The 25,569-nt window shown below is 44.8% G+C and carries 13 protein-coding genes; 3 read left to right on the top strand and 10 right to left on the bottom strand.

Translation table 11 applies throughout. The features are described from left to right. Positions 1-18: 18 nt before the first annotated feature. From AC3ITG_RS15425 to AC3ITG_RS15405, 5 genes are all read right to left on the bottom strand, one after another. Entirely contained in the window at positions 19-5,574 is a 5,556-nt protein-coding gene (locus tag AC3ITG_RS15425; RefSeq protein WP_489254273.1) for a glycosyl hydrolase family 28-related protein, read from the bottom strand. A 123-nt stretch (positions 5,575-5,697) separates the two neighbouring features. Then, the gene (locus AC3ITG_RS15420) at positions 5,698-8,457 is read right to left on the bottom strand and encodes an alpha-mannosidase (protein ID WP_489254272.1); all 2,760 of its coding nucleotides are present in this window, start codon (positions 8,455-8,457) and stop codon (positions 5,698-5,700) included. A 39-nt stretch (positions 8,458-8,496) separates the two neighbouring features. Next, entirely contained in the window at positions 8,497-9,315 is an 819-nt protein-coding gene (locus AC3ITG_RS15415) for a carbohydrate ABC transporter permease (protein ID WP_062319098.1), read from the bottom strand. 12 nt (positions 9,316-9,327) lie between these two features. Beyond that, positions 9,328-10,221, bottom strand: coding sequence for a carbohydrate ABC transporter permease (locus tag AC3ITG_RS15410; RefSeq protein WP_024631712.1), 894 nt, complete (start codon positions 10,219-10,221; stop codon positions 9,328-9,330). A gap of 71 nt (positions 10,222-10,292) precedes the next feature. Next, positions 10,293-11,672, bottom strand: coding sequence for an ABC transporter substrate-binding protein (locus tag AC3ITG_RS15405; protein WP_076288522.1), 1,380 nt, complete (start codon positions 11,670-11,672; stop codon positions 10,293-10,295). Positions 11,673-12,079: 407 nt separating this feature from the next. On the opposite strand from AC3ITG_RS15405, the gene AC3ITG_RS15400 reads away from it, so the two are divergent. Further along, the gene (locus tag AC3ITG_RS15400; protein ID WP_489254271.1) at positions 12,080-13,195 is read left to right on the top strand and encodes a GntR family transcriptional regulator; all 1,116 of its coding nucleotides are present in this window, start codon (positions 12,080-12,082) and stop codon (positions 13,193-13,195) included. A 155-nt stretch (positions 13,196-13,350) separates the two neighbouring features. On the opposite strand, the gene AC3ITG_RS15395 is transcribed toward AC3ITG_RS15400, so the two are convergent. From AC3ITG_RS15395 to AC3ITG_RS15380, 4 genes are all read right to left on the bottom strand, one after another. After that, on the bottom strand, positions 13,351-14,265 hold the full coding sequence (locus AC3ITG_RS15395) for a poly(ethylene terephthalate) hydrolase family protein (protein WP_489254270.1): 915 nt from the start codon (positions 14,263-14,265) through the stop codon (positions 13,351-13,353). A gap of 248 nt (positions 14,266-14,513) precedes the next feature. Then, positions 14,514-15,347, bottom strand: a complete 834-nt coding sequence (locus tag AC3ITG_RS15390; RefSeq protein ID WP_413378701.1) for a carbohydrate ABC transporter permease — start codon at positions 15,345-15,347, stop codon at positions 14,514-14,516. Beyond that, positions 15,344-16,216 (bottom strand): carbohydrate ABC transporter permease, encoded by an 873-nt coding sequence (locus AC3ITG_RS15385; protein ID WP_489254269.1) that lies wholly within the window; start codon positions 16,214-16,216, stop codon positions 15,344-15,346. Before AC3ITG_RS15385 ends, AC3ITG_RS15390 begins: the two co-directional genes overlap by 4 nt. Positions 16,217-16,283: 67 nt before the next feature. After that, a complete protein-coding gene (locus tag AC3ITG_RS15380; protein WP_489254268.1) occupies positions 16,284-17,573 on the bottom strand; it encodes an ABC transporter substrate-binding protein in 1,290 nt (429 codons plus the stop codon). A 252-nt stretch (positions 17,574-17,825) separates the two neighbouring features. Between AC3ITG_RS15380 and AC3ITG_RS15375 the strand changes: the two genes are divergently transcribed. Both AC3ITG_RS15375 and AC3ITG_RS15370 read left to right on the top strand, forming a co-directional pair. Next, on the top strand, positions 17,826-19,574 hold the full coding sequence (locus AC3ITG_RS15375) for a sensor histidine kinase (RefSeq protein ID WP_489254267.1): 1,749 nt from the start codon (positions 17,826-17,828) through the stop codon (positions 19,572-19,574). 23 nt (positions 19,575-19,597) lie between these two features. After that, a complete protein-coding gene (locus AC3ITG_RS15370) occupies positions 19,598-20,833 on the top strand; it encodes a response regulator transcription factor (RefSeq protein ID WP_489254266.1) in 1,236 nt (411 codons plus the stop codon). A 44-nt stretch (positions 20,834-20,877) separates the two neighbouring features. On the opposite strand, the gene AC3ITG_RS15365 is transcribed toward AC3ITG_RS15370, so the two are convergent. Beyond that, on the bottom strand, positions 20,878-25,542 hold the full coding sequence (locus tag AC3ITG_RS15365) for a X2-like carbohydrate binding domain-containing protein (protein ID WP_489254265.1): 4,665 nt from the start codon (positions 25,540-25,542) through the stop codon (positions 20,878-20,880). Positions 25,543-25,569 lie beyond the last annotated feature (27 nt).

Below are 25,569 nucleotides of genomic sequence, written 5' to 3'. Positions count from 1 at the left end.
GTGATCATACTAGTGGATTTAAGGCAAACGGTTGTATAAACGATACAGCAACACTGCGGTCTCAGCACGTGTAAGTGTAGCTTCCGGATGGAAGCTGTCATTACTACCTTCCATAATTGTTGATCTGGTTAACGAATCAATCGCATCACGGGCATATGCCTTAATCAAATGAGTATCTTTATAGTCATCCAGACTGGATTCACCTTCAGGAAGAGGCTGCATCCCGATAACTTGCATAGCTCGGTAGATCATAACCGCTGCTTCTTCCCGGGTAATTGGAGACGCTGGCGAGAATAGATCGGCGCCTGCCCCTTGAATGATGCCCAGCGTTCTTGCGGTATTCACGGACTGTTCGTAATAAACATGCTCAGGTACATCCGCGAAGCGTTCCACCTTGGTTCCCTGATCAGTTTGTAATTCTAAGGCATTGGTAAGCAGGGTTACGAAATCCGCTCGGCGGATCATGGATCGAGGCTGATATTCTGCCTTTGACATTCCACGAATAACCCCTTTGGACACTAGAACTTCGATGGCATGGCGGGCCCATGATAGCTGCTGTATATCCTGGAATGTTTGATTATCCTGAGTAATTGCATAAACTCCGTTTTGCCGTGTTTTGAAAATCATTTGTTCCGATTTTTTATTGAATTTCCCATTTGGAATGGAGATCATTTGCCCGTCTTCCGCTATAAGTTGTACTGCAAGTTTTTCCGGGTCCAGCAGTTCAGTTACATTAGGCTGATAAGGTAAACTTACTGTGATTGGCGTAATGGAATTTTGCCATGTAACGGATTTGCCATCCGATATCACAGATAATGAAATCGCAGGCCGCTCTCCTAAATCTGATTTCATCTTGGCATTCCAAGTGCTTCGGTCAGCCTTGCTTAACACCAAGGTACTACGCTCTCCAATCGTTCCTTGGGTATTGGCCAGCAAATTGCTCGGAACCAGCAGCACTCCCCCTGCTGTTCGAATCTCCAGCCAATGGGTAGATGGTGTTTCCTGCAAAAAGCTCGATGGAAGTGTCAAAGCGTATCCTTCAGCACCATCCACGGACTCGATGTCCACAATCAGCTTCTTTTTCCCGTCCTGATCAGGGGTGATGCGATTGAATGCATCCTCCATCATCTTGTTGGTGAGCTCGGCTGTTGCCAATGCAGCAGCTTTATCCAGCTTGGGCTGTAGCTGCATTGTAGCACCAGGAGCGGCAGGTGTTGCTTCATTCTTCCCTCCAGTCGTAGAGCCCCCTCCAGCACTTGGCTCCGAACCAGAACCCGAGCCTGGATGTGGATTGGGTCCCTCGGGATTCGGATTGGAACCTGATGTAAGAGCAGCGAGTCTCACGAGTAATGAGGACTTCAACGTGCCGCCCGGTAGCAGATTAACGAAGTTGGTTGCTGTATCTATAGAGGTAACATCTTTCTTTTGCTCCGCAATACGAACACTCGCCTCAGCCGATTGCTCCAACAATGTCACATAATCACCCGTAAGCAGATACAAGTTTCCGAATAATCGCGCATCTTTACTTGTACCGATCCCTCCATTAAACTCCATAAAGCCTGATCGTCCTTCGCCATCGTTTTCATTGACAAGCAATGCAAAACCGATAGGTTTGTCAGCTTGGAACGAATATCCTTCCTGATGAAGTGCTGCAAAAGGCAGCGTAATTTGATAATGAGTAATATGGGTCGTCTCGTCCCGGGTAATGTTTGCTGAAGCGGATTCCAATAATCCTGTAGCAACACCTTCTGGAGCTCTCCATCTCCATTTCGTGATGACACCTTCCTGATTCAGTGCAAAACCAAGCTCATTCACCTGTTTGCTGGCCGCACCATCCTCTTTGCCAAGGTCAATACCGAGCTGTAAACTGTCTCCTTGCCATATATCGCCATTAGTATTGGATTGATGGTGAATATCGTCCTTGACGTCCACCTTGAGAACCAAATTTTCCGCATCCCAACTTGCTTTAGCTTGAATGCTGAGGTCATTCGGACCTCCCCAGCTTCCACCGACGCTGTTGTAATGCTCCGGACTGGAAACCTCAATGAATGGCAGCGTTCCAACAGCATCTTTTTGTGCCGCAAAGGATTGTGACAGCTTGACTGAAGTCTCATAACGGAACCCGCTCTCAAGCGTTACTCTGAATTTGAGCAAGTCACTTGATATATAGGGAAGCGCCACTTCCATGCTTTTTCCAATGCCCAGCCCTTCAAATCGCACTGGCTTAAACATCGCATGATACACACTCGGCTCAATCAGTTCGATCTGCCCTTTAAGCAAAGCCGCACCTGCAACATTAGTCAAAGTCAGCGTGCTTCCAAGTTCACCTGGTCTGGATGGATCATACCCAAGCTGGTTCAGTTTGAGTGCCAAAGGAAACAGATTGGTACCCGTCACTTTTCCAGGAGGTGCCTCATTCTCAATCTGAAAACCGCCATTAAACAGGTTGTTGGATATCACCATCTTCTCTACGTTTGGACCTGCAACCACATGATTCGTACGAGGCTGTTGAACATAGGAATTGTAGAGGGTAATATCACCACCGATTGCGTTAATACCGATTTCACCAACGTTCGTGAAGTTTCCCTGCTGTATGCGGATATCTCCTCCATGAATATCAAAGGACCTTGTTGTATCTCCCCACATGGACGTATTGAAGAACACCGCTTTAGAGCCAAAGTCTGGCCCAACCTCCACGTACACCTTGTCTGTTGTACTCATGGAAACAAGCTCTGTGTTGATAAACGAAAGACCTGCTGTTCCCGCATGTTGCAATACGGCTCCCTTTTTGCTGCCATCGGTGCCATGACCAATAACGACAGCTTCGGGTCCTCTTCCATTCTGTTCTTCAAAATGAATACCGTACTTTGAACCGTATACGAATGTATTGAAAATAACCTGATTGGTGACATCCCCAATACGGAAGGCGTCCAGATTCTCTTTTTGATAATTCCAAATTTGATTAAATTCTTCATCATTCGATGGATGATTCGGATAATTGTTCCGTCCATAGTAATGCGGATTGAACTGCACATTCCGCATATATCCTCCGTCTGACCCGCCACCAAGATATATGCCTTCCTTGAGCGGTGATCCCGCTACATAATCGATATAATGACCACTTGTATCATGGGTGCCGAAGTCAACAGCCTGATAGGGATTAACCAAGGTTGTATCGATTAGGTATACATTCTTCCCTTGACCTTGCACAGTCCAGGCATAAGGCTTCACCGGATTGGCATCAGACCATGTTTGTTGATCGTAATAGACAGATAATCCGCGTAATCCTGCTGCTTCCTCTAGCTGAATGAAGGCATCGGCATCCGGAGCATTTTCTCCATAGTTCGTAAAAATAACGGTTCCATTCCCGATCGTATGATGAGGTACATCATAATTGCCCCGCAGTTCTACTGCAGTCGGGACCACCAAAGCCTGCTCAACGCGGTATATGCCAGCCGGCATATAGACCGTACCTCCACCTGCCGCTTCGGCATCATTCAATGCCTGTTGTATTGCTTGGGATGAATCCGTGTTCCCTGTGTTATCAGCCAAGTAGGGCTGGCTCACTATGTTAAACAATTCGCGTGTACCCGGCTTGGGCTGCACAGCAATATCCACTGAAGGAACGTCAGGGATGGCTTCCAACATCAAACCTTCTTCCTGATGGATATTCAGTTCCGCCGAGGTACTTTCATCGTTCACCGCAAGGTTGCCTTCGTGTCCGGAATGTATGGCATTGATTGTTGCCACATCTCCCTGAAGAAGCAGGTGCCGATCCGGCTTTGCGAAGGTAGAACTGCCCAGTATAAGCGAACCACTTTTGGCAACAATGGCATAATCTCCGCTTCCTTCACCCCAATTCTCGAAAGAGCTGCTCTCAAAGGACAATGTTCCACGCCCTTCATTCACAACCCCATGTTTGGGCTCCCCGCCCACCGTAACACTGTTAAACTGGGCAATGGAGTGAAAGCCTTCAGTTGCATAAATGGCAACAGGATTCGGACCAGCACTCGCTTCGAATTGACTGTCCGTTACCAGCAATCCATAATCATTGACGCCTTCAATCTTTAGCGCTACGTTGCAGTCGTCGATCTGGATTTTGTACAGCTGCGCATTGGCTGTTTCAAGGCTTCCTGTTCTTGTCGTGATTCGTATCCCTGTCTTATAACCCGAGATATGAATATTCGACATATACTCCCAATCCGAGCGCCCCATTACGATACCTTCTGATTGCTGTATCATATATTCACGCAGTTGAGATTGCTCAGGTGCTCCTGGCAAACCTGAGTTAGCCCATACATCCGGGGACAGGTGAAGCTCTTCCAGTCTCCCAATGTCTGTTGTGAAATCCAGAAAAATACCGGTTTTCAGTGTGGTACCATATACATCCTTCACGTAATGAAGTTCGTTCCATTCCGGGCCAATCTTAATCCCCTGGTACGCATTGACGAGTGTTACATTTTTCACCGTGGCACTGTCACCTGGAAGTTGTTCCATCGTCCATGGATAAGCCACCGGGTTATTCATATTCTGTTCCGGATACCAGATCGACAAATGTGTTACCCCACTGGAAGGCTCCATCTTTATGAAGCTGTTCCCGTTAGCTTGACCTTTGCCGCTGTATACAGCAAGGATCGTTCCTTTGACTAGCCCGTCATGCTCTTCGGGATTCCCCCAATCTCCGCGAAGCGTAACGCCTGTCGGAATAACCAGCTCTCCGGTTAATTTATAGGTTCCGGATGGCACGAACACAACTCCGCCGCCTTGATTTCCGGCTATTGCAAGGGCTTCTTTGAAAGCTTGAGTATCGTCCGAGACACCATCCCCTATTGCTCCATAATCGGTTACGCTCCGATCTGCAATGACGATATCTGATGTAGGGAATTCCGGATCATAGACCTTGGTCTGAGTACCCGCCTGCTGCTGAGGTTGCTTATGGACAGTTACTTTCGCCAGATGAAGTTCCGGATTGTTGGCTGGTGCCCCTGCGCCGCTAACCCCGATTCGGAAATCCGCATCATGGGTGCGGTTACCGAAATTGGCATCGCTGAGCTTGAAGGTATGTTTCTTCCAGGTTCCCGTATTTTCATACCGGAACAAAGGAGCATCTTTGAAATTGGATTGCTTCGAATCGTATTGCAGAGACATCGCTCCACTATCGCTATCGTAATATTCAACAGTGACGAACACGTCCTGATCGGTATTTTCAAACAAATATTCATCCGCAACATTAAAGTAAAAATACAGGATGTTATCGGCTGAATTTGTTGGATTCACCGTCTGGTTGGTTTTCCAATATCCCTTGCCGTCAGACGTCCCCACTTGAAGTCCTGCTGGAGGTCCATCGCCGGGACGAGCAGTTATGCCCTGCTGCACAGGAGTTTCCCCCAACGTAATACTTACTGAGTCAGGTGACACATCATTTAGATGGACTTCTCCCTGTTCAGTACTATCTTCCCTCTCTGCTGCCGCGTGTGTGGTTGCTGGTGTGATGTATAGCCCTGAACAAAACATGACAATAGTCAACAGCATTGAAATGGTACACCTGGCACCTAACCATAATCGTTTGTTCACAATCGTACCTCCCATTAACTTGATCATGTAATCAAGCTGCACGAAAACAGGGTTGTCGTATGTGGAACATGATGCATCCGTTTTCAATCCGCAGCAGTGGAGAGAACTCCAAGACTGAATTGTTTATATTAAACGTGTTGTGGGTTGAATGCCGATCGTCTGAATTTTTGCCGATCCCACATTCAAAACATAACTTCCCTCATCCGCTACCTTCATGGCTTCACCTTGATCTTCAACAATTGTACTTTCGTATACTTCCTTAGCCTCAAACGAAGGCGTTACCTTCAGTGAAGTCGTCTCCGATGATACATTGAACACCCTGAACAGCATGTCATCATTTGCCTCGCCCCGTTTAAGCGCACTAAAAGCGAGATGATCACCCTCCCATTGCAAAAACTCGTGGGTAGCGGGTAACGTTCCACCATGTAACCCTGTCTGTTGAACGGTCCAGGGAACCGGGAACTGATACGCCTGCACATAAGCATCGGACTTAATAACATCCAGATCATGTGAGATGAGCTCCATTTCCAGAATGTGCTGTCCGAGACATTGGGCCTCCGGCGTCGCAAATACTCCCCAATCCCCAAGCTCGCGTACCCCACGCAGCAGTGTCACAGCAATGGTATTCTGATTAGCCAATACTTCGTACTCATTAAGACCTTTATTCGCAATCGTCAGCCCTTCACGACCATTGCTGATACTGACAAATGCATTTTGATGCTGCGCATTGCTGGGATTTCTCCATTCTGCTTCCGGCTGTATCGGGCGTTGCGCCAGTTCGTAAATAGAGTCAACGGTAACATGACTTGCTTCGAGTCCCGTTTGGAACAACATGCGGATACGATGATCCTGAACCGTGTTATCGATATAGCTTTTAATGCCAACCGAACGTCCCGTTTTTTCAAGGATTAGCTCTGTACGAATACTCACTTCTCTAGTTTCGTCCAGCCGCCGGGATTTCCGGTAACGAAATGGAACCATGGAACGGATCTCTTCATCCAGCAGTTCATCTGCGCCTATCGGGAGCTCCCAGTTATGCACGATCTCATAAACAGCTTTCAGTGGTGTATGATGTACCAGCTTAATCTGGGCAGGCAGCCCCTGCGTAGTTAACGGAGCTTCCTGATCCGGTTGTCTGTACATATACTCATTTCCGATATCCCCCGTATCCTCATAAATGCCAAGCCCTGCATAATTACGACCGTTTACTTTATCCAACATGGTAAACGATCCATCCCCCGCAATCTCGATCCGCACGTAATCGTTCTCCATCACTTGCTCTTCTGTAACAAGTTCAGTGGTAGTCAGTTCGCTAAGCGCACTCTCTCCAGAAACACTCTTAGGTACAAGAGCAAAAGTATGATATCCAAAACCCGAGATGTTCTGGACATGAAGCTCTACATCCACTTGATATGCCCAGTAAGGTTGACGGAATCGATTATCCGGCAAATCATATCCAAATGTCGGTCCAACGGGTGTAATAACGGCTTCCACTTGCTTGCCTTCCGCGTTCATTACAACCCAATCGTTTGAGTCAAAGGTTTCATATTCGCGCTTAAATTCCTGATACTTTTCATGCGGAGGCTGGTGGTCAAAGTACCGTCGCTCAACATCCATTCTAGTTACAATCACATTGGATCGACGATGTCCCGAAGTGTTAAACACTACAAAAGGCAACGCACAATCTGCGTCAAAGCCTGATGTATCAACGGATTCGGCTATTGTACGAGCACTCTGAACGGATATGGCTTCAGCCACTTCTTGCGATTTGGCAAACCGGGTCATCATCTCCCTGTGGACTTCGTCAACACTGCACCCGCAGATACTGTCATGGGGATGATTCTTCAGTAACGTCTTCCAGGCATATAACAGCTCATGCCGTGGATAAATGCCTGTGGACAGAGAGGCCATGACTGCCAGCGGCTCAGCCACTTTTTCCAGCAACGTCTGGCTTTTTACATTTTGCTGTTTGATATACACCCTTGCTGAAGCAGTATTTACAAGTGTGATCCAGCCGTCGGTCCATTGGCTTCGAAGTTCACCGCGAATGACGTCCAAGGATTGTGGTTTCGCTTTTTGTAAAGCCTGAATGTACTCGGGAAAGCTGGAATGACGAAACGTCACATTTGGCATAATCTCGGTGGCTGTTTTTAACGCTTGCGTCAGATCCTTCTGGAGCGGCTGATGATCACATCCGTTCATGAACAGGAGTTCCGAACTTGAAGCAAACTCTTCTGCTGCAGCCAGCTTCTCGGCCCAGTAAGCTTTTGCCTTCTCCGGTTCCACCGGAATTTCCATGCCATTGTTGTACCAATTGGCGAACAAGATCGCCAGTACACGAGTACCATCGGGTGATTCCCAATACATCTCCGAGTATTTCGAGGTATGTTCGTTGCCAGACTGAATTTCGTTATTGAATCCAACTGGCTTCACTCCACGTCCATATACAGCTACCTCAATGCCCGCCTGACTAATGAGCTGCGGTGCCTGGCCCATATTGCCGAAGGAATCCGGGAAATATCCGATTTTCGCATATCCTCCCATTTGTTCAGAGGCTTGAATACCAATTAACAGATTGCGTGCATTGGCTTCACTGCTGACGAGGAATTCATCTTGAAGGATATACCATGGACCAACGATCAGCTTGCCATCTTCAATTAACTTGCGGACCTGGTTCGACCTGTGCGGCATGATTTCCAGGTAATCCTCCAGTACAATAAACTGCCCATCCAGATGGAAATTCGTAAATTCTGGGTCATTTTCAAACGTCTCGATTAAATCCTCCATAAGCTGAACAAGCAACATTCGGTGCTTCTCGAAGGATAGATACCACTCCCTGTCCCAGTGAGAATGTGCGACAATATGCGCGGTTTTTGTAGTCATTCATTTCATTCCAATCTTGTATGATTTAGTTGTTGTGTATTACATTTTCACTGAACCTACGGTCATGCCCTTGACATACATCTTCTGCATGAACGGGAAGGCAAGCAGGATTGGAATGACCGTAATCAAAGCCCCTGCCATGAGTTCATTCCATTTCTTGAATGAAGATGAATCCAGATACATGAGTCCCATCGGTAACGTAAACATATCCCGGCTATCCACGATGATCATCGGCCACAAAATATTGTTCCAGCTTCCGATAAAGTTCAGAATCGCAATGGTTCCGATGGCTGGCAACGCCAATGGCAGATAGATTCTGTAGTAGATTTTGAAATTGTTGCATCCATCCAGTACGGCGCTCTCGTATAACTCATGTGAGATTGTGCGGAAGTAACTGGTGAATAGGAAAATGGCGAAGGGCGCAGCACCATTAATCATGGGCAGAATCATGCCAATATACGTGTTTTGCAGCCCCAGATTGGTCATGTTGATATATAGCGGAATCAATGTGGTTACACCTGGAACGAGCAGCAAGGCAATAAACGTGTAGTAGATAAACTTTTTGCCCCGATAGACAAATTTGGCAAACGAATAGGCCATCATGGTATAGATGAGAATAACGCCTATAATCACGACTGCACTTACGATCACGCTGTTGATGAAAAACTGATAGAAGTTCAATTTGTTCCATACGTCACCAAATGTGGACCACAATGGTGCAGCTTGTGGAAACGGACTCTGTGGATTGGCTAGTGCATCCTGTGATGTCTTCAGCGAAGTGCCGATCATCCAGACAAAAGGATACAGGCAGGTCAATCCGTACAAGATTAGAATGATATGCTTAATATATTTGACCATGTGCTCCTCCTTTTAGATGTCTGCCTTGAATGAGCGAATACTGAATATAGCAATGGCACCTGTAATCAGAAATGATACCCATCCGATAGCGCTGGCCAGACCATAATCATTGTTTAGAAAAGCTGTACGGTACACGAGCGTACCAATAACCTCCGAACTGCCAGCCGGTCCGCCGCCTGTCATGATGAACACATTCTCAAAGGCCTGAAAGGCTCCGTTCACCATCTGAATGACGGCAATAAGCGTGATTGGCTTCAGTAACGGCCAGGTAATTTTCAATATCATGGTTGTTTTCTTGGCACCATCCACACTTGCTGCTTCATACAGTGTCGGATCAATGGAAGTCAGACCAGCGTAGTACAGAATCAGCGTTCCAGGCAGACCGCCCCAGATTGATGTCAAAATAATACCGAGTAAAGAAGTAGACGAACTCCCCAGCATTCCACCAGGTACAGCAAGGAAATCCAAGCCCATCCATAAGAAGAGTGAGTTGAATGCTCCACTAGGTTCAAACAAACCTTTCCATACATAAAAGATAGCTACGCCAGATGCGATCATCGGCAGAAAATAAATCGTCCGGTACCAAGTAGCTGCCTTCGTATTTTGCAGCACAAATGCCAGCACAAGTGCGATTGGAACGACGACCACAACCTGTGAAACCGCAATAATCAAATTGTGCAGAACGGCATTATAGAAATTCCGGGTTACGATCGGATCATCACCGAGCAGGAACTGACGAAAATTCGCCAGACCTTCAAACCTTGCGGTGGAAAAATCGATCCCGGACCAGTTATAAAAGCTGAGCATGATCGAGAATCCGACCGAATACACGCCGATGGCAAGAAACAAAAGCACGCCAGGCAGTAAAAAGAGATACGGCATCCACTTATTTCGACTTTTTATCATGATCAATCACCTTTTGCTCTCAATTTGGCAATCGACAGCCCCTTACGGGGCTTGCCAATTGCTTTGGTGTTCTAGTTCCCGCTCGCTTTCAGACTTTCCATGGTGTCGTCGAACTTCTTGGCGACTTGTTCAGCAGTCATCTTTTTCTCGATCATGGATTGCATGGACTGAGCATACACTTCCCACTCTTTGTGCTTGCCACGATACGTATTGATTGCTGGTGAAGCTTGACTGTAAGGACCAGGTTCGGCAGCGAATGCATCTGAAATTGATTTCAGGTTCGGGTCCAGATCATTTGCACGATCGCCCAGATTCAGCGCAGGTACTGTATACGCCGCATTAGCAAAAGCAACAGCAGCATCCGGATCACCGGTCAGGAATTTAATGAAATCGAGCGCTTCAGCCTTGTTCTGCGAATCTTTATTTACTGACAACATCGTTAACGTGAATGGATCAGTCGTCCAGCTGTTAATTTTCGATCCTTCAAGCGGCGGTACCGGGAAGGTGAAAATATCGTCAGGACTCATTCCCATAGCCAGCAGCGTAGACATTGTGAAGGAACCACCGAGATCGAAAGCGGCTTTGCCAGCAGCAAACGCCTGGTCTGCTCCATCAATATCCGTTGACAAAATTCCCGGCATAAGCAGATCTTTGTTTGCCAGAGTTTCCATCGCTTTCACTACCGGCAGATTTGAAGGGTCGCTTAGTTTGGACTTTCTTTCGAGTAGATCGATATAGCCTTGAGGTTCGTTCAGCATGATGGACAGTGCCGAACCGGCCCAGTTCTCCCACAGATCAGGCAGCTTTGCACCAAACACAAGCCCAGGAGTACCTGTTTTCTCTTTGACAGTCTCCATCATTGTGACGAATTCTTCCCACGTTTTGGGCGCTTCCGCTGTCAGCCCTGCTTCTTCGATCAGCTTCTTGTTTCCATAGAAAGTAAAGAATCCTCCGATATCGAGCGGCAGCCCGTAGAACTGGCCAGTCTTCAGTGACTTTTGAATTGTGGTGGCATTCTTGTCTTCTTTCCAGGAATCAACCTGACTCTGTGTAACAATGATCGGGTCCATTGCAGCACTGTAGTAGCTGTTCAACAGATCATCACTCACTTCACCAGACAGCTCGAGCACCGAGTTCTCGATGGAATCGCCTGCCGTTGCCCACCAGTTCACGATATCCGGCAAATTTTTGGAGTTGGCTGCTGCCTGGAATTTTTGGCGATACGTATCATCCGGTGTAAAGGTCTCGAGTTTGACTTTGATTCCTGTTTTCTCCTCATACAATTTCGCGGCTGCTTCAATTCCTGGCGTGTAAGCAACCTTCCACGTCCACATCGTCAGCTCTTTACTCGCTTTGGGTTCCGTTCCCCCGGACTGGGCATCACCGCAAGCGCTTACAATGAGTGAGAAAACAGTTAACAAAGTAACGATCATGCCTGCTCTTTTTTTCATCCCGTAACCACCCTTATCTTTAATTTTGGTTCGTTTCTGGCTTAATGAATATTCCACGACAACAAATTGGCGTTAAAAACCGCTGCACCCCCTTTTTCAATTAAGGAACCATTGAGACAAAATTTGTGACATAGATAAGATTTTGAAGGCTCGTTGGAAACGCTTTATCCAACCAACTTTAAAAACAATATAAACAACATACTTTTACTTGTAAATGTTTATTTTTAGATACAACTTAACAGAACGTATTTCGAATAAATTGTTTATACATAAGGTTTTTTTATCATATTTGTTCGTAAATTAAATCTTCTTGTCTTACTCACTTGATATTGATTTTTAGCACTTGTATATGTTGTATTAATATAATATATTTAGAACGAACTAATAGTGAATGGAGATAAAATGCGATGGTGAGAACCTTCAAGCCAATGTACAAGAAAATCGAGACATATATCATTGACCAGATTCGAAGCGGAAATTGGAAACCGGGCAGCCGAATCCCTTCCGAAAATGAACTGGCTGAACAATTCAGTGTGAGCCGTATCACGGTGAAAAATGCCCTTACTGCTCTGGTCGATAAAGGAGTTGTCTACCGACTTCAAGGCAAAGGCACCTTTGTTAACGATCACAGCCCGGAGGAAATTCGTAACATTACTTCAGCGGTAAAAGAGCAACTCACAGCACCAACAATCGGGTTCCTTCTCCCCCGTCTCGACAATCGGTTCACCGCCAATCTACTGAGCGGAATTGAGGACACCCTTTCAGAGAATGGCTATCAATTGTTATTTGCCAAGACAAATGATTCACAAGAGACGGAGATTCTCAAAATTCAGGAAATGAAACAGGCAGGCGTCAGAGGACTAATTATCTATCCCGTTGAGGGTGAGCACTATAACAATGAGATTCTTGCGCTTACGCTAAATCGCTTCCCACTTGTCCTTCTGGACCGCAATCTAAAAGGGGTGGAGACCAACTCCATCAGCTCGGACAACCATGAGGCAGCTATTCAGGCGGTTAAGCATCTTCATGAGCTTGGGCACAGTCGAATTGGCTTTATTTCCACTCTTGCTGAGGGTACATCAAGTATTGAGGACAGATTGCATGGGTATGAGAAGGCCTTGGAGGAGCGTCATATTCTGATTGATCGCAGTATACAGATGACACGCCTGGCCATGAGTGACAGCAATGAAGAGGTTATCATGATGATTCAGAAGTTTTTACAGGCAAATCCGCAGATGACGGCCCTTCTGTCCTCCAATTTCAGCCCTCATGTTATTCAAGCGGCGATGCAGATGGGGATCTCTGTACCCGAAGATTTATCTGTCGTGTTCTTCGATGATGTGGAATTTCCGGAGTTCTGTATCATTCCGCCCACGGCTGTTCTCCAGCAGGAACTTGAACTCGGGCGAGAAGCTGGCAGAGTCATCCTGAAGCAAGTTGAGAATCCAAGCAGTGAGTACCTTCAGGTTAAGTTACCCACGATGCTTATTCCCAGACAGTCAACAGCAAAGGCGAAATCATAGCTACCGTTACTTTTGGTGTTCAACAGGATGCCTTTACTGAAAACGTTTATAGTGGCATTAAATAACGCCATTTCAATGCCTCAAAATGTTTTCACGTAATTACGAAGAAGGACCCTTCCATTTCAGAAGGGTCCTTCGATTTATGTGAACCATGACTATTGTAAATTTGCGGAAGTAACATCCTTCCAATGTTTATTCATTCCTATTTCAGCATGCTTTCCAACAAAGGCCATTCTTGCCTCCGAATCATTCATTAATTGATATCTCATCCAAGCTGTCAAATAACCTCTATGCTGTCCTCCATCCTGCTCTATAGCTGTATGTGCAGCGCCCTTAGCCATGGCCATTAAGACCGGAAGATCCGAGTTGGTATTATTCAAGGCCAACTTGTTGGAGTCTGACGGGGAGATGATGAAATCTCGGGTCCCCCCTATAACAAAAAATGGAACCTTCAGCGCTGATGTATCATACACGTCCTCTGGATCACAATATTTCAGCTCAGGCAGAGCAATTGATACAACCGTTTTGATGAGAGCCCCGTTTTCAAAATTCGTATGAGCGTTAATTACACCCGTTGATCCCTGCGAATGCCCTGCCGCACCGACCCGATCTTTTTGAATCCTGTGATAGAACGGGCTGGCCGTCGCTTCATTTTCACTAAGTATATATTGAATCGCAGCCATAATTTCTTTTCCTGTACCCGTGGTTTGGCTATATGTATCAATGACAATAAATCCCCAACCGGCCAGGTGTCTTAACAACTGATCATAATTGTCAGGTAATGCCCCAGTTCCGTTGCCCCAAGCGATGAGCGGGTGCAAGACATCCGTTGATTGCGGAGAATAAATCCTGTAGAGCTTCTCCCCTTGTTCGTCCTTGATCTCCAGCATGTCTACCTTGTACGTGCCGGGTAGAGCATATTTCTCTTCAACACTTCCGGTTTCGAAGGTAGCCGACACCGAATTTACAAGGATGAAGGATAGTACGCAAAATGCAGCCATCAAAATGAAGACAACACCTGTCATCCATAGAAACCACTTGCTTCGAATTACTCTTTTCACTTGTCGCATACAATCTCCTCTCACATTGAAGCGGGATATTCGTAGGTAAAACATACCACAGGTATAACGGCTTTTGTTTAGAGATATTTTTTTTTACATCAACCTTTCCGCATTCATAAGAAAACACCCGCGAATACGGGTGTCTCAATTGATATGAATCCGTGTGAACTCCTTAACAATTTCAAATTGTTCGCATCATAGCATCAGAGCAACTGCGCCAAGTTACCGTTGCGAAATGCAGGTTCGATACGACACGATTATCCCTTAACCGAGCCTTCCGTAAGACCAGAGATAAATTGTCGTTGCATAAATAAATAGAGTAGAAATATAGGTGCAGAAGCCAGTACAACGAGCGCAAAAATGTCCTCCCAGTTTGTGCTGTACTGCCCCACTGCCTGAAAGATCCCTGTCGTTACGGTGTAGCTTTTGGTGGAACCCAGAATAATGACAGGGTTAATAAAGTCATTCCAAATCCATAGGCACAGAAAGATTACAGCAGAAGCTGTAGCAGGTCGCAGTAATGGGAATATGATTCTCCAAAAAATGGTCAACTGGCTGGCACCGTCCATTTTCGCTGATTCATCGAGCTCTTTGGACAATGTACGGATAAAGCCCACAAATATAAATACAGTAAAGGGGACATAAAACCCAATATTATAGAGAATCAATCCCTGTGGTGTAAACATCAGCCCCAGCTTCGACAGCACTTGAACAAGTGGAATTAATATAACCTGAGGTGGAATCATTAAGCCTGACAGAAGAAGCAAATAACATACAGATAAGAATCGATTGTTCACACGCGCAAAGACGAAGGACATCATTGAACATAAAAAGATGAGAAGCACAACCGAGACGGAAGTAATCATAATCGACGTCCAGTAGGCTTTGAAAATATTAAAAGAAGGTGTCACTGCCGAGCGAATAAAATTATCAAAGGTCATGTTGCTCAGCGGGAAAGAAAACGGGTTGGATAATATATCTGCTTTTTTCTTAAATGCATTGACGACTGCGATATAAAATGGCACTAACAATACAAGTGATAATGGGATCAGAAATACATGTCTGATATATTGCGAGAGATTATTCTTCATAGCAGCCTCTCCTCTCTTCTACGTAAATAAACGGTTAGAGAAACAGCCAGAATACTTACGATAACGAGCATATATACGGCAAGGCTAGCAGAGTAACTCAGACGGTTGGCATTCAAACCAATCTTGACCACTTGATAGGCGATCGTTTCGGTTGCTCCTGCCGGTCCACCATATGTAAGAACCGCGACACGGTCATATTCTCGCATGGAGCCAGTAAACATAAATATGATGCTCATTGTAAAGGCCGGTGCCAGCATTGGAAACGTAATATGCCTAAACTGCTGCCATCTGTTCGCGCCATCTATTTTCACTGCCTCATACAAGCTTGACGAAATAGATTGGAGACCTGCCAAATAAATAACAATAACAAAGCCCGTAGACTGCCAAATTGCAAGAAAGGTAATGGTCAACACAGCCAAGTTCGGATTACCAAAGAACTCGATGCGTTCAACTCCTATCCTTTCCAGTAGGTTATTCAACAACCCGTTATAGCTTAAAATGCTCTTCCATATGAAGCCGACGGATACGGTACTTAACAGCAGCGGAAAGAAAAAGATTGATCTATAGAAATTTGTCATCCGCCCTTTTTTATTCAAAAGCACCGCAAAGCCAATTCCGAGTATATTGACAACTGTTGTTGCAACAATAGTGATAAATAAGGTGACGACCAACGCCCGTCCAAATGCTTTGTCATGAAAGGCTTCAATATAATTACTTAGTCCGGCAAACTGATAGGATGGACTAACGCCATCCCAGTTATAAAATGAATAATAGACTAGCAGAATAATCGGAATAAACAGAAAACAGAAGTAGATAATAATGCCTGGTGAAAACATTAAGGTATACGACCATCGATCATTTTTATTCAAACGTATCACCGCCAGATTAGCTTAATGGTGTCTTTTTAGAGACATTTGTCTGTCCCTTTTCACAATTTTATTTGTTATTTTTGTCCCAATACTCATCAAGTGTTTTCATATTATTCTCTACGTCTGTATCACCGAGCAAAATACTTTGCGCTACTTTATTGTATTGGTCCTGGATGCCTGCCACCGGTACTTTACCAACTTTATTGTTCATATGGCCAACCATTGGGGGATTGTTAAGAAGCAGCTCATAAATTTCAGTTTGCAATGGGGACATATCCCATTTCAGCGGTACCTTCAAATTGGAGAAGAGTGCATCTGCTTGCAAATAGCCTTTGTGAGCTTCAGGATCAAGCATCATGAATTTGGCGAATTTGAGTGCTTCTTCCGGGTGATTGCTATTTTTGGCTACTGCATAACCGCCTGCATTCTCGCCACCAAGCAAATATTGTGTCCCATCCTTGGTAGGGGTTGCAAAGACACCTACTTCAAAATCTTTGTCTGCAGTTGCCTCAGCTGCACTGAACCATGATCCCATTGGATACATCGCTCCCTTGCCCTTTAAGAACTCCTGCTCAGCTGCCGTGTAATCGATGCTTAAAGCGCCTTTATTAAAGTAGCCCTTTTTCACCAAATCGGTGTAATAACTTGCGCTCTCAATCCAGTCCGCATCCGTAAACTTCACTTTATTATCGAAGCGATCAGCGTACCAGTTCCTATTTTCTTTGTATATGTTTGAAGATGTCATAACCGAGAAGGTAAATCCGGCGGTCCAATCCCCTGCTGTTAGAATTGGTGTAATATTTTTGGCTTTTAGCTTCTCGGCAGCAGTTTCCAGCTCCGCCCAAGTTTTAGGTGTAGCTTCAATGCCTGCCTCGTCGAACAGCTTCTTATTGTAGAAGATCAATGATTGCGGCTGTCTAATCGCAGAAATATTGTACAGTTTGCCGTCTATCATCTCCGCTTCATAGTTGTTAATGTTTTTAATATCATCATCAATCGGTACTTCAAGCAACGCGTCTGCGTCTACGAACATTTGGATCGTGGCGTTCTGGACAACGTCAGGAAAATCTCCGGATGCCAGCAATGCTTTCAAATAGCTGTCAGGTGAGCCCTCATTTGCAGGGGGCTGAATACGCTTTACTTTGATACCAGGGTTCTCGCTCTCAAATCGTTGAATCAATTGATCATAGTAGTCGACTGTCAGGTTCGGTGTCACCCAGGATTGAAAGACGATTTCTATGTCCTTGCCAGCTTCTTTGTTCGTTTGGTTTCCTTCGCTCCCCTCACTGCCGCTACAAGCAGCCAATACCGTGCCCAGTATGAGGAGTGTCATGCACATGGTAAACCATTTTTTCATTTCGCCCACCTCTTCAGTTCAATTAGTAACTTCAAAATCTATTATAGGAATGTTTGAATTAAAGGAGCTACAGCATAAATTTTACTTTAGCTAGAACAATTAAACTTCTTTTTTGCATTAGAAATGAAATGAATCCTGACGGTAGTTGCGACAGCAAAAACCAAACTTTTACTGGAAAAACTATATCTATGTTGACAGCGCTTTAATGGAGTACATAAAATGACATTAAACGAACATCAAAGGGGTCGCTGGATGCCAATAGTTTCCTTTTACCGCAAATGGATTGGCCGATACATATTTCGCAAACTTAATATTGCGATTGGCACAGCCCTGCTTCTTGTATTCTTGCTGTTAGGCATGGCTATTTATAATAACTTCTATTCTATTCTGGAGAAAAAAGAGATCGAGATGCTTTCCATTCGTACCGAAAAGTTAAAAATCCAACTCGTCGATATGATTGAGCGGTTTCAGTATGATACATTAAGCATCTATCAAGGTATGGGAAGCAACATGCAGACCAGTGTATCCGAGATGTTTCTACCCGGTAACATTCCTACTGACATGGAGGATCGGGAAGCGATAACCCAGCAAAATTATATCAAAAACGTATTGACGCATATGCTGTCGCGCAATCCCTACACTTCGGCAGTTTTATTGTATCGGCTGCAAGATGGACAACTGTTCATTGAATCGCAGCAGCAAAAATACCGTATTAATGAAGCATTTGCTTTACAGCCATTTTTTGAAACTTTTCCAAAAGCGTATCAACACCCCTATTTTGGAAGTTCGGATGAATTGCTAACACCTGCGGAACACATCCTTTATATTGCTAATCCAATTTATAATCCACTTCGTATTCGTCCCGAGGATGTATACGGCTACCAACTTGCTGTCTTGAACACAGGGGTTATTACAAACGAATTTGATTCCCAGAACTCGGATTATCGGCTCATTATCAAGCAAAGAAACAATTTGCTGTTGGACAGCAAACCAAATGAACCATTTGATCTAAGTACATCTACTGATTTGATTTCTCGGATCACAATTGACAAGAACCATCTCGAAATTATCGGTATTAGCTCCAAGTCTAATATAGAGAGCAAGCTAGCCAACACCATGATACGTATCCTCATCACACTTGGCATAAGCTGGTTGGTCTGCATCATGATAATTCATATCATCCAGCGGCTGATCGTCGGACGCTTTAATCAGATGAGCAAACATTTCAAGAAGGTGCAGCGCAATCCCTTCACCACTCTGATGCCAGTGAACGGAGACGATGAAATCAGTGATCTGATTATGCGCTTCAACCGGATGACAGAGGAATTGCAAAATCATATCAATCAAGTGTATGTAGCAGAAATTAGAAAGCGAGATGCCGAGTTTATCGCATTAAAGACACAGATTCACCCTCATTTCCTGTACAATACGTTGGAATCACTGCGAATGCAGGCCGTCATCAGCGAGCAACCTTTTCTGGCAGAAAAAATATACCATCTGGGACTGCTATACCGCTGGATGCTGCAGCCGACTGATGACCTCATCTCGGTGCAGGAGGAACTGGCACATACGAACTACTATCTGGAGCTGCTAATGCTTGGCAAGTCCAACCGCATTGAACTGAGAGTGATCTCCGAGCTAAATCTTGAAAATTGCTTCATGCTCAAATTCACATTGCAACCTGTTATCGAAAATGCGATCCAGCATGGGAGGCTGGAGCAATATGATGAACCAATCATTTCAATCGAAATTAAGAAAGAAACCAATCTGCTTACGATTGAAATTTGCAATAACGGTCAATGTATAACTGCAGAAGATTACAGCCGATTGCAGGAGCTGCTGCAAACGCCAAATACTTTCCCTGACCAGCATCTTGGACTAAAGAATATACATGAGAGGATCAAGCATTATTACGGCAATGAATATGGTTTGTCTTTACCTGAGATGCAACAGGATACCGAATTGTTCCGTCTTATCATGATTTTCCCACATAAACGCTAGCAAGCTTCTTAAGGAGGTACTCTATGACCACTCTATTAATTGTTGATGATGATCAATTTATTAGAGAAGGCTTGAAACGGCTAATCAATTGGAAAGCGCTTAATATCGATGTGAAACTCGAGGCTGGAGGCTCTTATGAAGCGCTTGAGCTTATGGAACTCCATAAACCACATATCGTGCTTACTGACATTCGCATGCCTAAGGGTAACGGTCTGCATCTGATTGAGCAGATCCGATTGAGAAAATGGAAAACCTTTATCGTTGTCTTGAGTGGTTACAATGAATATGCATATGTAAGGCAAGCAATGAAGTTCCAGGTGGAAGATTACTTGCTCAAGCCTATTGATGCCTCCGAGCTGACCCAGATTATCGTTTCTTGTACCGAACGTGTTGAGGGGCAATTCATTGCCGAGCAAATGCAGAGAGAATCATTCCAACTATTAAAAAATAACATTCTCCTTCGCTGGGCACAAAATCGGATTCAAAACGATCAGCTCCGGGAGAAGCTGAAATTTTTGCAGCTACCACTTCTCATGAATGAAAACTACCAAATATGTCTTATTGACTGGAGCAATCTGCAGGAAGGTGAGCTATCCCATATGGAGGAACAATTCCGCTCCTTTGCCATCCTCAATAGCATGGAAGAAGCACTTCATGAAACTGGACGTGGTATCACTTTCCTGAATGAACAAAGACAAATCATTGTCTTATTCGCAGATGAAGGCACTGAAACAGAGAAATTCAACATAATTAACCAGCGTTGGATGGATGATATTGCCCAGCGGTACGGAGAGATATTAAAAACACCCTGGAACAATTATTTCGGCAAGGTGATCACCCTCCCCCAACAATTACATGAGTCTTACAGCGAAGCGCTAGCAAGCTGTAATCATGTAGTGTTGGATGATGCGGGGCAAGATGCTGGTATCCTGTCCCAGAATCCTATTACGAGGAAAGTAGAAAGTTACATACTCAAAAACTATAGTGAGGAATTGTCCTTACAGTTGCTGTCGATGCGCTTCAACGTAAATAATGTCTATCTCGGCAGATTGTTCAAGGAAGAGACGGGACAATACTTCAACGATTATCTCAATCGTATACGGCTAGGTAATGCCAAAAAAATGCTGGTATCAACAGCACTAAAAGCATCGGAGATTGCTAACGCAGTCGGGTTTCTGGATCCCAACTATTTCTTCCGCAAATTTAAACAAGTGCACGGCATCTCTCCCTCAGACTATCGTATGTCTGAAAAAAAATAGGCCGCCCTTTTGCTTTGTGGGCGGCCTATTTTTTATTTTCCCAATCACTGATCTATAGACATCAGCTTAATAATAATGGTAATCACTTCGGCTCTAGTCGCTAATGCATTCGGCATAAATTTGTTCCCTGAACTTCCCTTCAAAATGTCTGCTTCTTTCAAAGCGAATACCGAGCTCTTTGCCCATGCCGGTATGTCGTTATCGTCTGCGAAACCCGTCGTCTCCACATCTGCAATCTTCACTTTACCAGCCCTGGCGACCATAACCGCCAGTTCCGCACGTGAAACGCTCGCGGATGGACGGAAACTTCCGTCTTTATACCCGTTCACGATACCTGCCTGGACAGCTTGAGCAACAGCTTGCTGTGCCCACGAACCGATCTTACCAGCATCGGTAAAACTTAGTTCACTTTCGCTATCAGCGAGCTTTAACGCCTTCATTAGCATAACTGTAAACTCCGCACGCGTAACCGTGCTGTTTGGTTTAAAGGTGCCATTATTATAACCATTAACGATGCCTAACTTCGCTGCTTTATAGATATTGGCTTCCGCCCAATGATTAGCAACATCCGAAAACGTAGGAACGACTACACCATTCTCCCCACCCGCTTCACCATCGGACTTACCCTCTGTGTTTCCATTATTACCGTTATTTTCGTTACCAGATTTAGTGGTGCTCTCAGTCCCCCCATTATTTGGGTTACCGGCACTGTTCCCGTTCCCACTGCCATGGTTACCACCACTATTACCGCCATTGTTGCCAGTACCCTGGGTGTTCATTACTTTCACTTCGAGCTTAGCATCATTTCCTTGGTCAAATACTAGGGTGAGCGTCGCTGTACCTATCCCTAAGGAAGCTAAATAGGATTTGTGCACAGTCAGTTTCTCACCTGCAAAGGTGTAATCACTACTCAAATTCAACAATTGGTTTCCATTGTTCACACTTTTCAATACATTGCCGTTTAATTGAACATTAGTCACGACGTCTTGCTGTTGTGAAGGATTTTTGTCGAACGTAACTGCAACGGGATTAATAGTTGCATCGGTTACAGTAGTTTCCTTTACGGTGTATACGCTAAATTCGTGTACGCTTGCTCCATTCCCACTCGAATCTGTAATATTCAATCGTACATACCGTGTTTCGGCATCTTTACGATCTTCATTAACTTGTTCTGTGGTCGCAACGCTTGTTTTGTCCACATATTTAGTCCAGTTGAAGCCGTCAATGGAGTACTCGATGTTGTATTTGTAGCCAGAACTTAATTCGAATATCGTTTTTGTGCCTGATATTGAATACACATCGCCTAGATCGACTTTCAACCATTGAGAAGTAGTCAGGCCTTCCTGCTGAGCCCATCTGGTGTCTGGATCACCATCTACTGTGAACAATGGATCTTTACTTTGCGATGAAGCAACGACCGCTTTGCTCAGGGCAATATTGATTTCTTCACCACTTACATCCGTTACATTTAACTCAAGCAAGCTATTTTCACCCGAGCTAAATTCAAATGTCAGGTGGTTCTTGCCCTCACCCAGCTTTGTTAGATAATCACGATGAATCGTTACCTTATTCCCTGCAACGGTATAATCTGTGTCAGGCTTCAAGTGTAAAGAACGATTCTTAATGCCTGTGAGCGTATTCCCCTGAAGATTCATTTCAACAATTATATCGTCTTGTTTGTTCGGGTGCTTGTTGAAAGCAGCTGTTGCAAGATTTATAGATGAGTTTGATCCTACGGGTACACCATATACACTAAATTCATAAATACTTGGCCCCATACTATAAAGAGCCTTTATCCTCATGTATCTGGAGATAATCTCACTCGAATGGTGATCTTGATACGTCTGTTTCGTCGTTTCACTCTCTGTCCGATCGGCATAGGTTTGCCAGTTTTGCCCGTCCATAGAGTACTCAATTTTGTATTTATACCCACTGGACAATTCAAACATGGTCGTAACAGATTTAATGGCATACACACCCTGCAAATCGACCATCAGCCAGCCTTCGGTGTGCCAGAGACCTTCCTGCTGCGCCCACCTTGTCCTCGGATTGCCATCAACAGCCAAGGCAGGGTCTAAACTCTGCGAAGAAGCCGTCGCCGGCTTGTTCAGTGAAATTACTGTTGCGCCGTCATTTTCCATAACGGTTACCTTGAACACAGGGTCTACACCTGTAGCAAAATCAAACGTGAGGTGGTTCTCTCCGATTGGCAATGTGTCCAGATACGCCTTTTGAATAATCACTTGATCCCAGAACAACTTATAATCCCGGTCTGCAACCAAGTACGTATCACCAAGCTTGATGCCATTGAGCGTCCCACCGTTGAAAATCATTTTCACACGAATGTCATCTTGCTTGGTTGGATTTTTTTCAAAAGTGGCTCCATTGATTTTAAGTAACGAGTTTGATTCCGGGAGCGTTGTGCCTTCTCCAGGGAAAACGCTTAATTCATAGATACTTCCTCCCCAATCATGTGTCATCGTAATTTTAATATAACGGGCCTCTACAGCTTTTAGATCAAGATTCGTCTGCTGGGTAGTTACATTCGCTGTCTTGTTTACGTACATATCCCATACATCACCATCGGTGGAGTATTCAATTTTGTACGTGTAACCATTTTCAAGTTCGAACATGGTACTTGTAGATGCAATAGGGTAAACGTCCCCGAGATCTACCATCAGCCATTGCGGGTCTGCTCTTCCTTCCTCCTGCGCCCATCTCGTAGTCGGATCGCCATCAACCGCAAATGCCGGATCTTTACTCTGTGAAGAAGCTGTTACAGGCTTCATTAAAGCAAGATTGGTCGGTTCTTTCGGTGCCGGAAGCGGTTCTTTACCCGGGCCAGCAGCTGCCATAATGTCCAATGCTTCCTGTGGCCAATTCGATCCCGCAACTTCCACATTTCCATATGCGGTGTTTGAAGCATTATTGTTGCCAAAATCAACATTGTAATAATTGTATCTGAAAATATTATCGTGATCTGACCCTGAAAAAGCATGCTCAGTGTTGTCAATTACATTTTGTTCAACCATGCGGTAGCTGGTCCTGCCATCCAGATATACACCCATAATGTGGTTCCAGGCAGCGTATTTCCCTTGCCGCATATTTTTGATGTAGTTATGGTAGATATTTGATTTGCCATCCATTCGGCCCAAGGTATAGATGCCTGCTCCATCCTGAATCAGTTTGACAGAATCATGGAGATAGTTGTTATGCACCTGATTGTTCGTCATGCCATGATCCAAGTCAGACCAGTTCCAGCCAATGCTAATCGCAGAATATGGTAGATTGCTTATCTCGTTATTTGCAATAGTCATATGCTGCGGTAACATTGCTCCGATCCCCACCATATCACCGTAGTCCAGGGCAACACGATCAATCGTGTTATGTGTAATGCTATCGTGCTGGCTTTGACCATCAGGTAGCGTATACGAAGGGTTCTGACCTTCATCGTCATCCCATAGATCGCCTACGATTCCCATAGCTATTCCTCCGCCAGCGTTTTGGGTAAAGGTGTTCCAGGTTATATCGGTGTGTTCTGTTCCTTCATAACCCATAATACCCCAGCTACCTGCGTGCTGGAATGTGTTACGTGCAATCCTAATGTCGCCCGAATATTTTAATTCCAGCATCGCATTGGCTGCAGTATAACGCGCTGTATTGCGAATTTCTGTGTTATTACCTCCAGTAACCGACTGATACCTGAACCCGGCCTGAACATCTACATATCCGTAGCTTGAAGGCGCGAGCCAATTGCTGTGTTTGAAGGTAAGTCCGGAAAATTCCAGATTGCGAACCTTACTATCTTCAGTCCCTTCAATCTTTACAATAGTCTCTAGCCTAGGTGCAATGATGCGCGTCGTATTCATCGTTTCATTGCTTCTCGGTTTGTAATATACCGTTTGATCATCGGTATCAAGAAACCATTCTCCCTCTGCATCCAACAAGGATAAAGCGTTTTCAAAAAAGAATGGTGAATTTCCCTGGCCATGATGATTATAAGAAAACCCGCTTTCCGGGAATTTAAAATCAATCTGACCCGTTGTGGTATTAATCGTATCAATTCTTCCGCGCACCTGGCTCCAACTTTGCAGCACGACCATCTCAGCATTGGTGCCGTTTAGTATATTCCCCCATTCACGTGCATCCTCACCTATCACATAAGGATATTCCCCGTTTTTGGCTCTGAAATATGGACCCTGGAGATCTGCGTCTGCCTCGGTAAGATTCGGTTGCCGCGCCCTTATACCCCGATCTTCACCGATGTATAACTGTCTGAAATTCCAATTCACCCCTGTTCTTTTGTAAATGTTTTTTTCAGTATCGTATAATTCCCACCCATCACTAATATCCACACCTCCGCTGATGACAGGTTTTGCTCCTGTATCCGCTGTGTAAATAATGTTGTAGCCATTGCTTCCAGAATCCTCACTGTTAAAAACCAAGGTGTCATCTAACATGTATTCACCATCCTGCAAATACACATAGATATCCTCTGTCATGGCACCGTTAATTCCACGTACCGCTTGCTTTACCTTTTCAATTGTCCTGAATGGCGATTCCGCAGTCCCAGCATTGTCGTCATTTCCTTCATGCGATACATAAAAGTTATGCGAACTAGCTGCATGAATCGGTTTCATCGTACCTGGCATGATCAAACTGGTTACTGTCATCAAAATAGCAGTAATTAATGCCAGCCTACTCTTCATAAACATTCCTCCTTTGACCTTTGCGTT

Source organism: Paenibacillus sp. GL_099_B (genome assembly GCF_057835695.1).
Note: the sequence above shows the minus strand (reverse complement) of the source record. Positions and strands in the feature narration are given on the sequence as shown.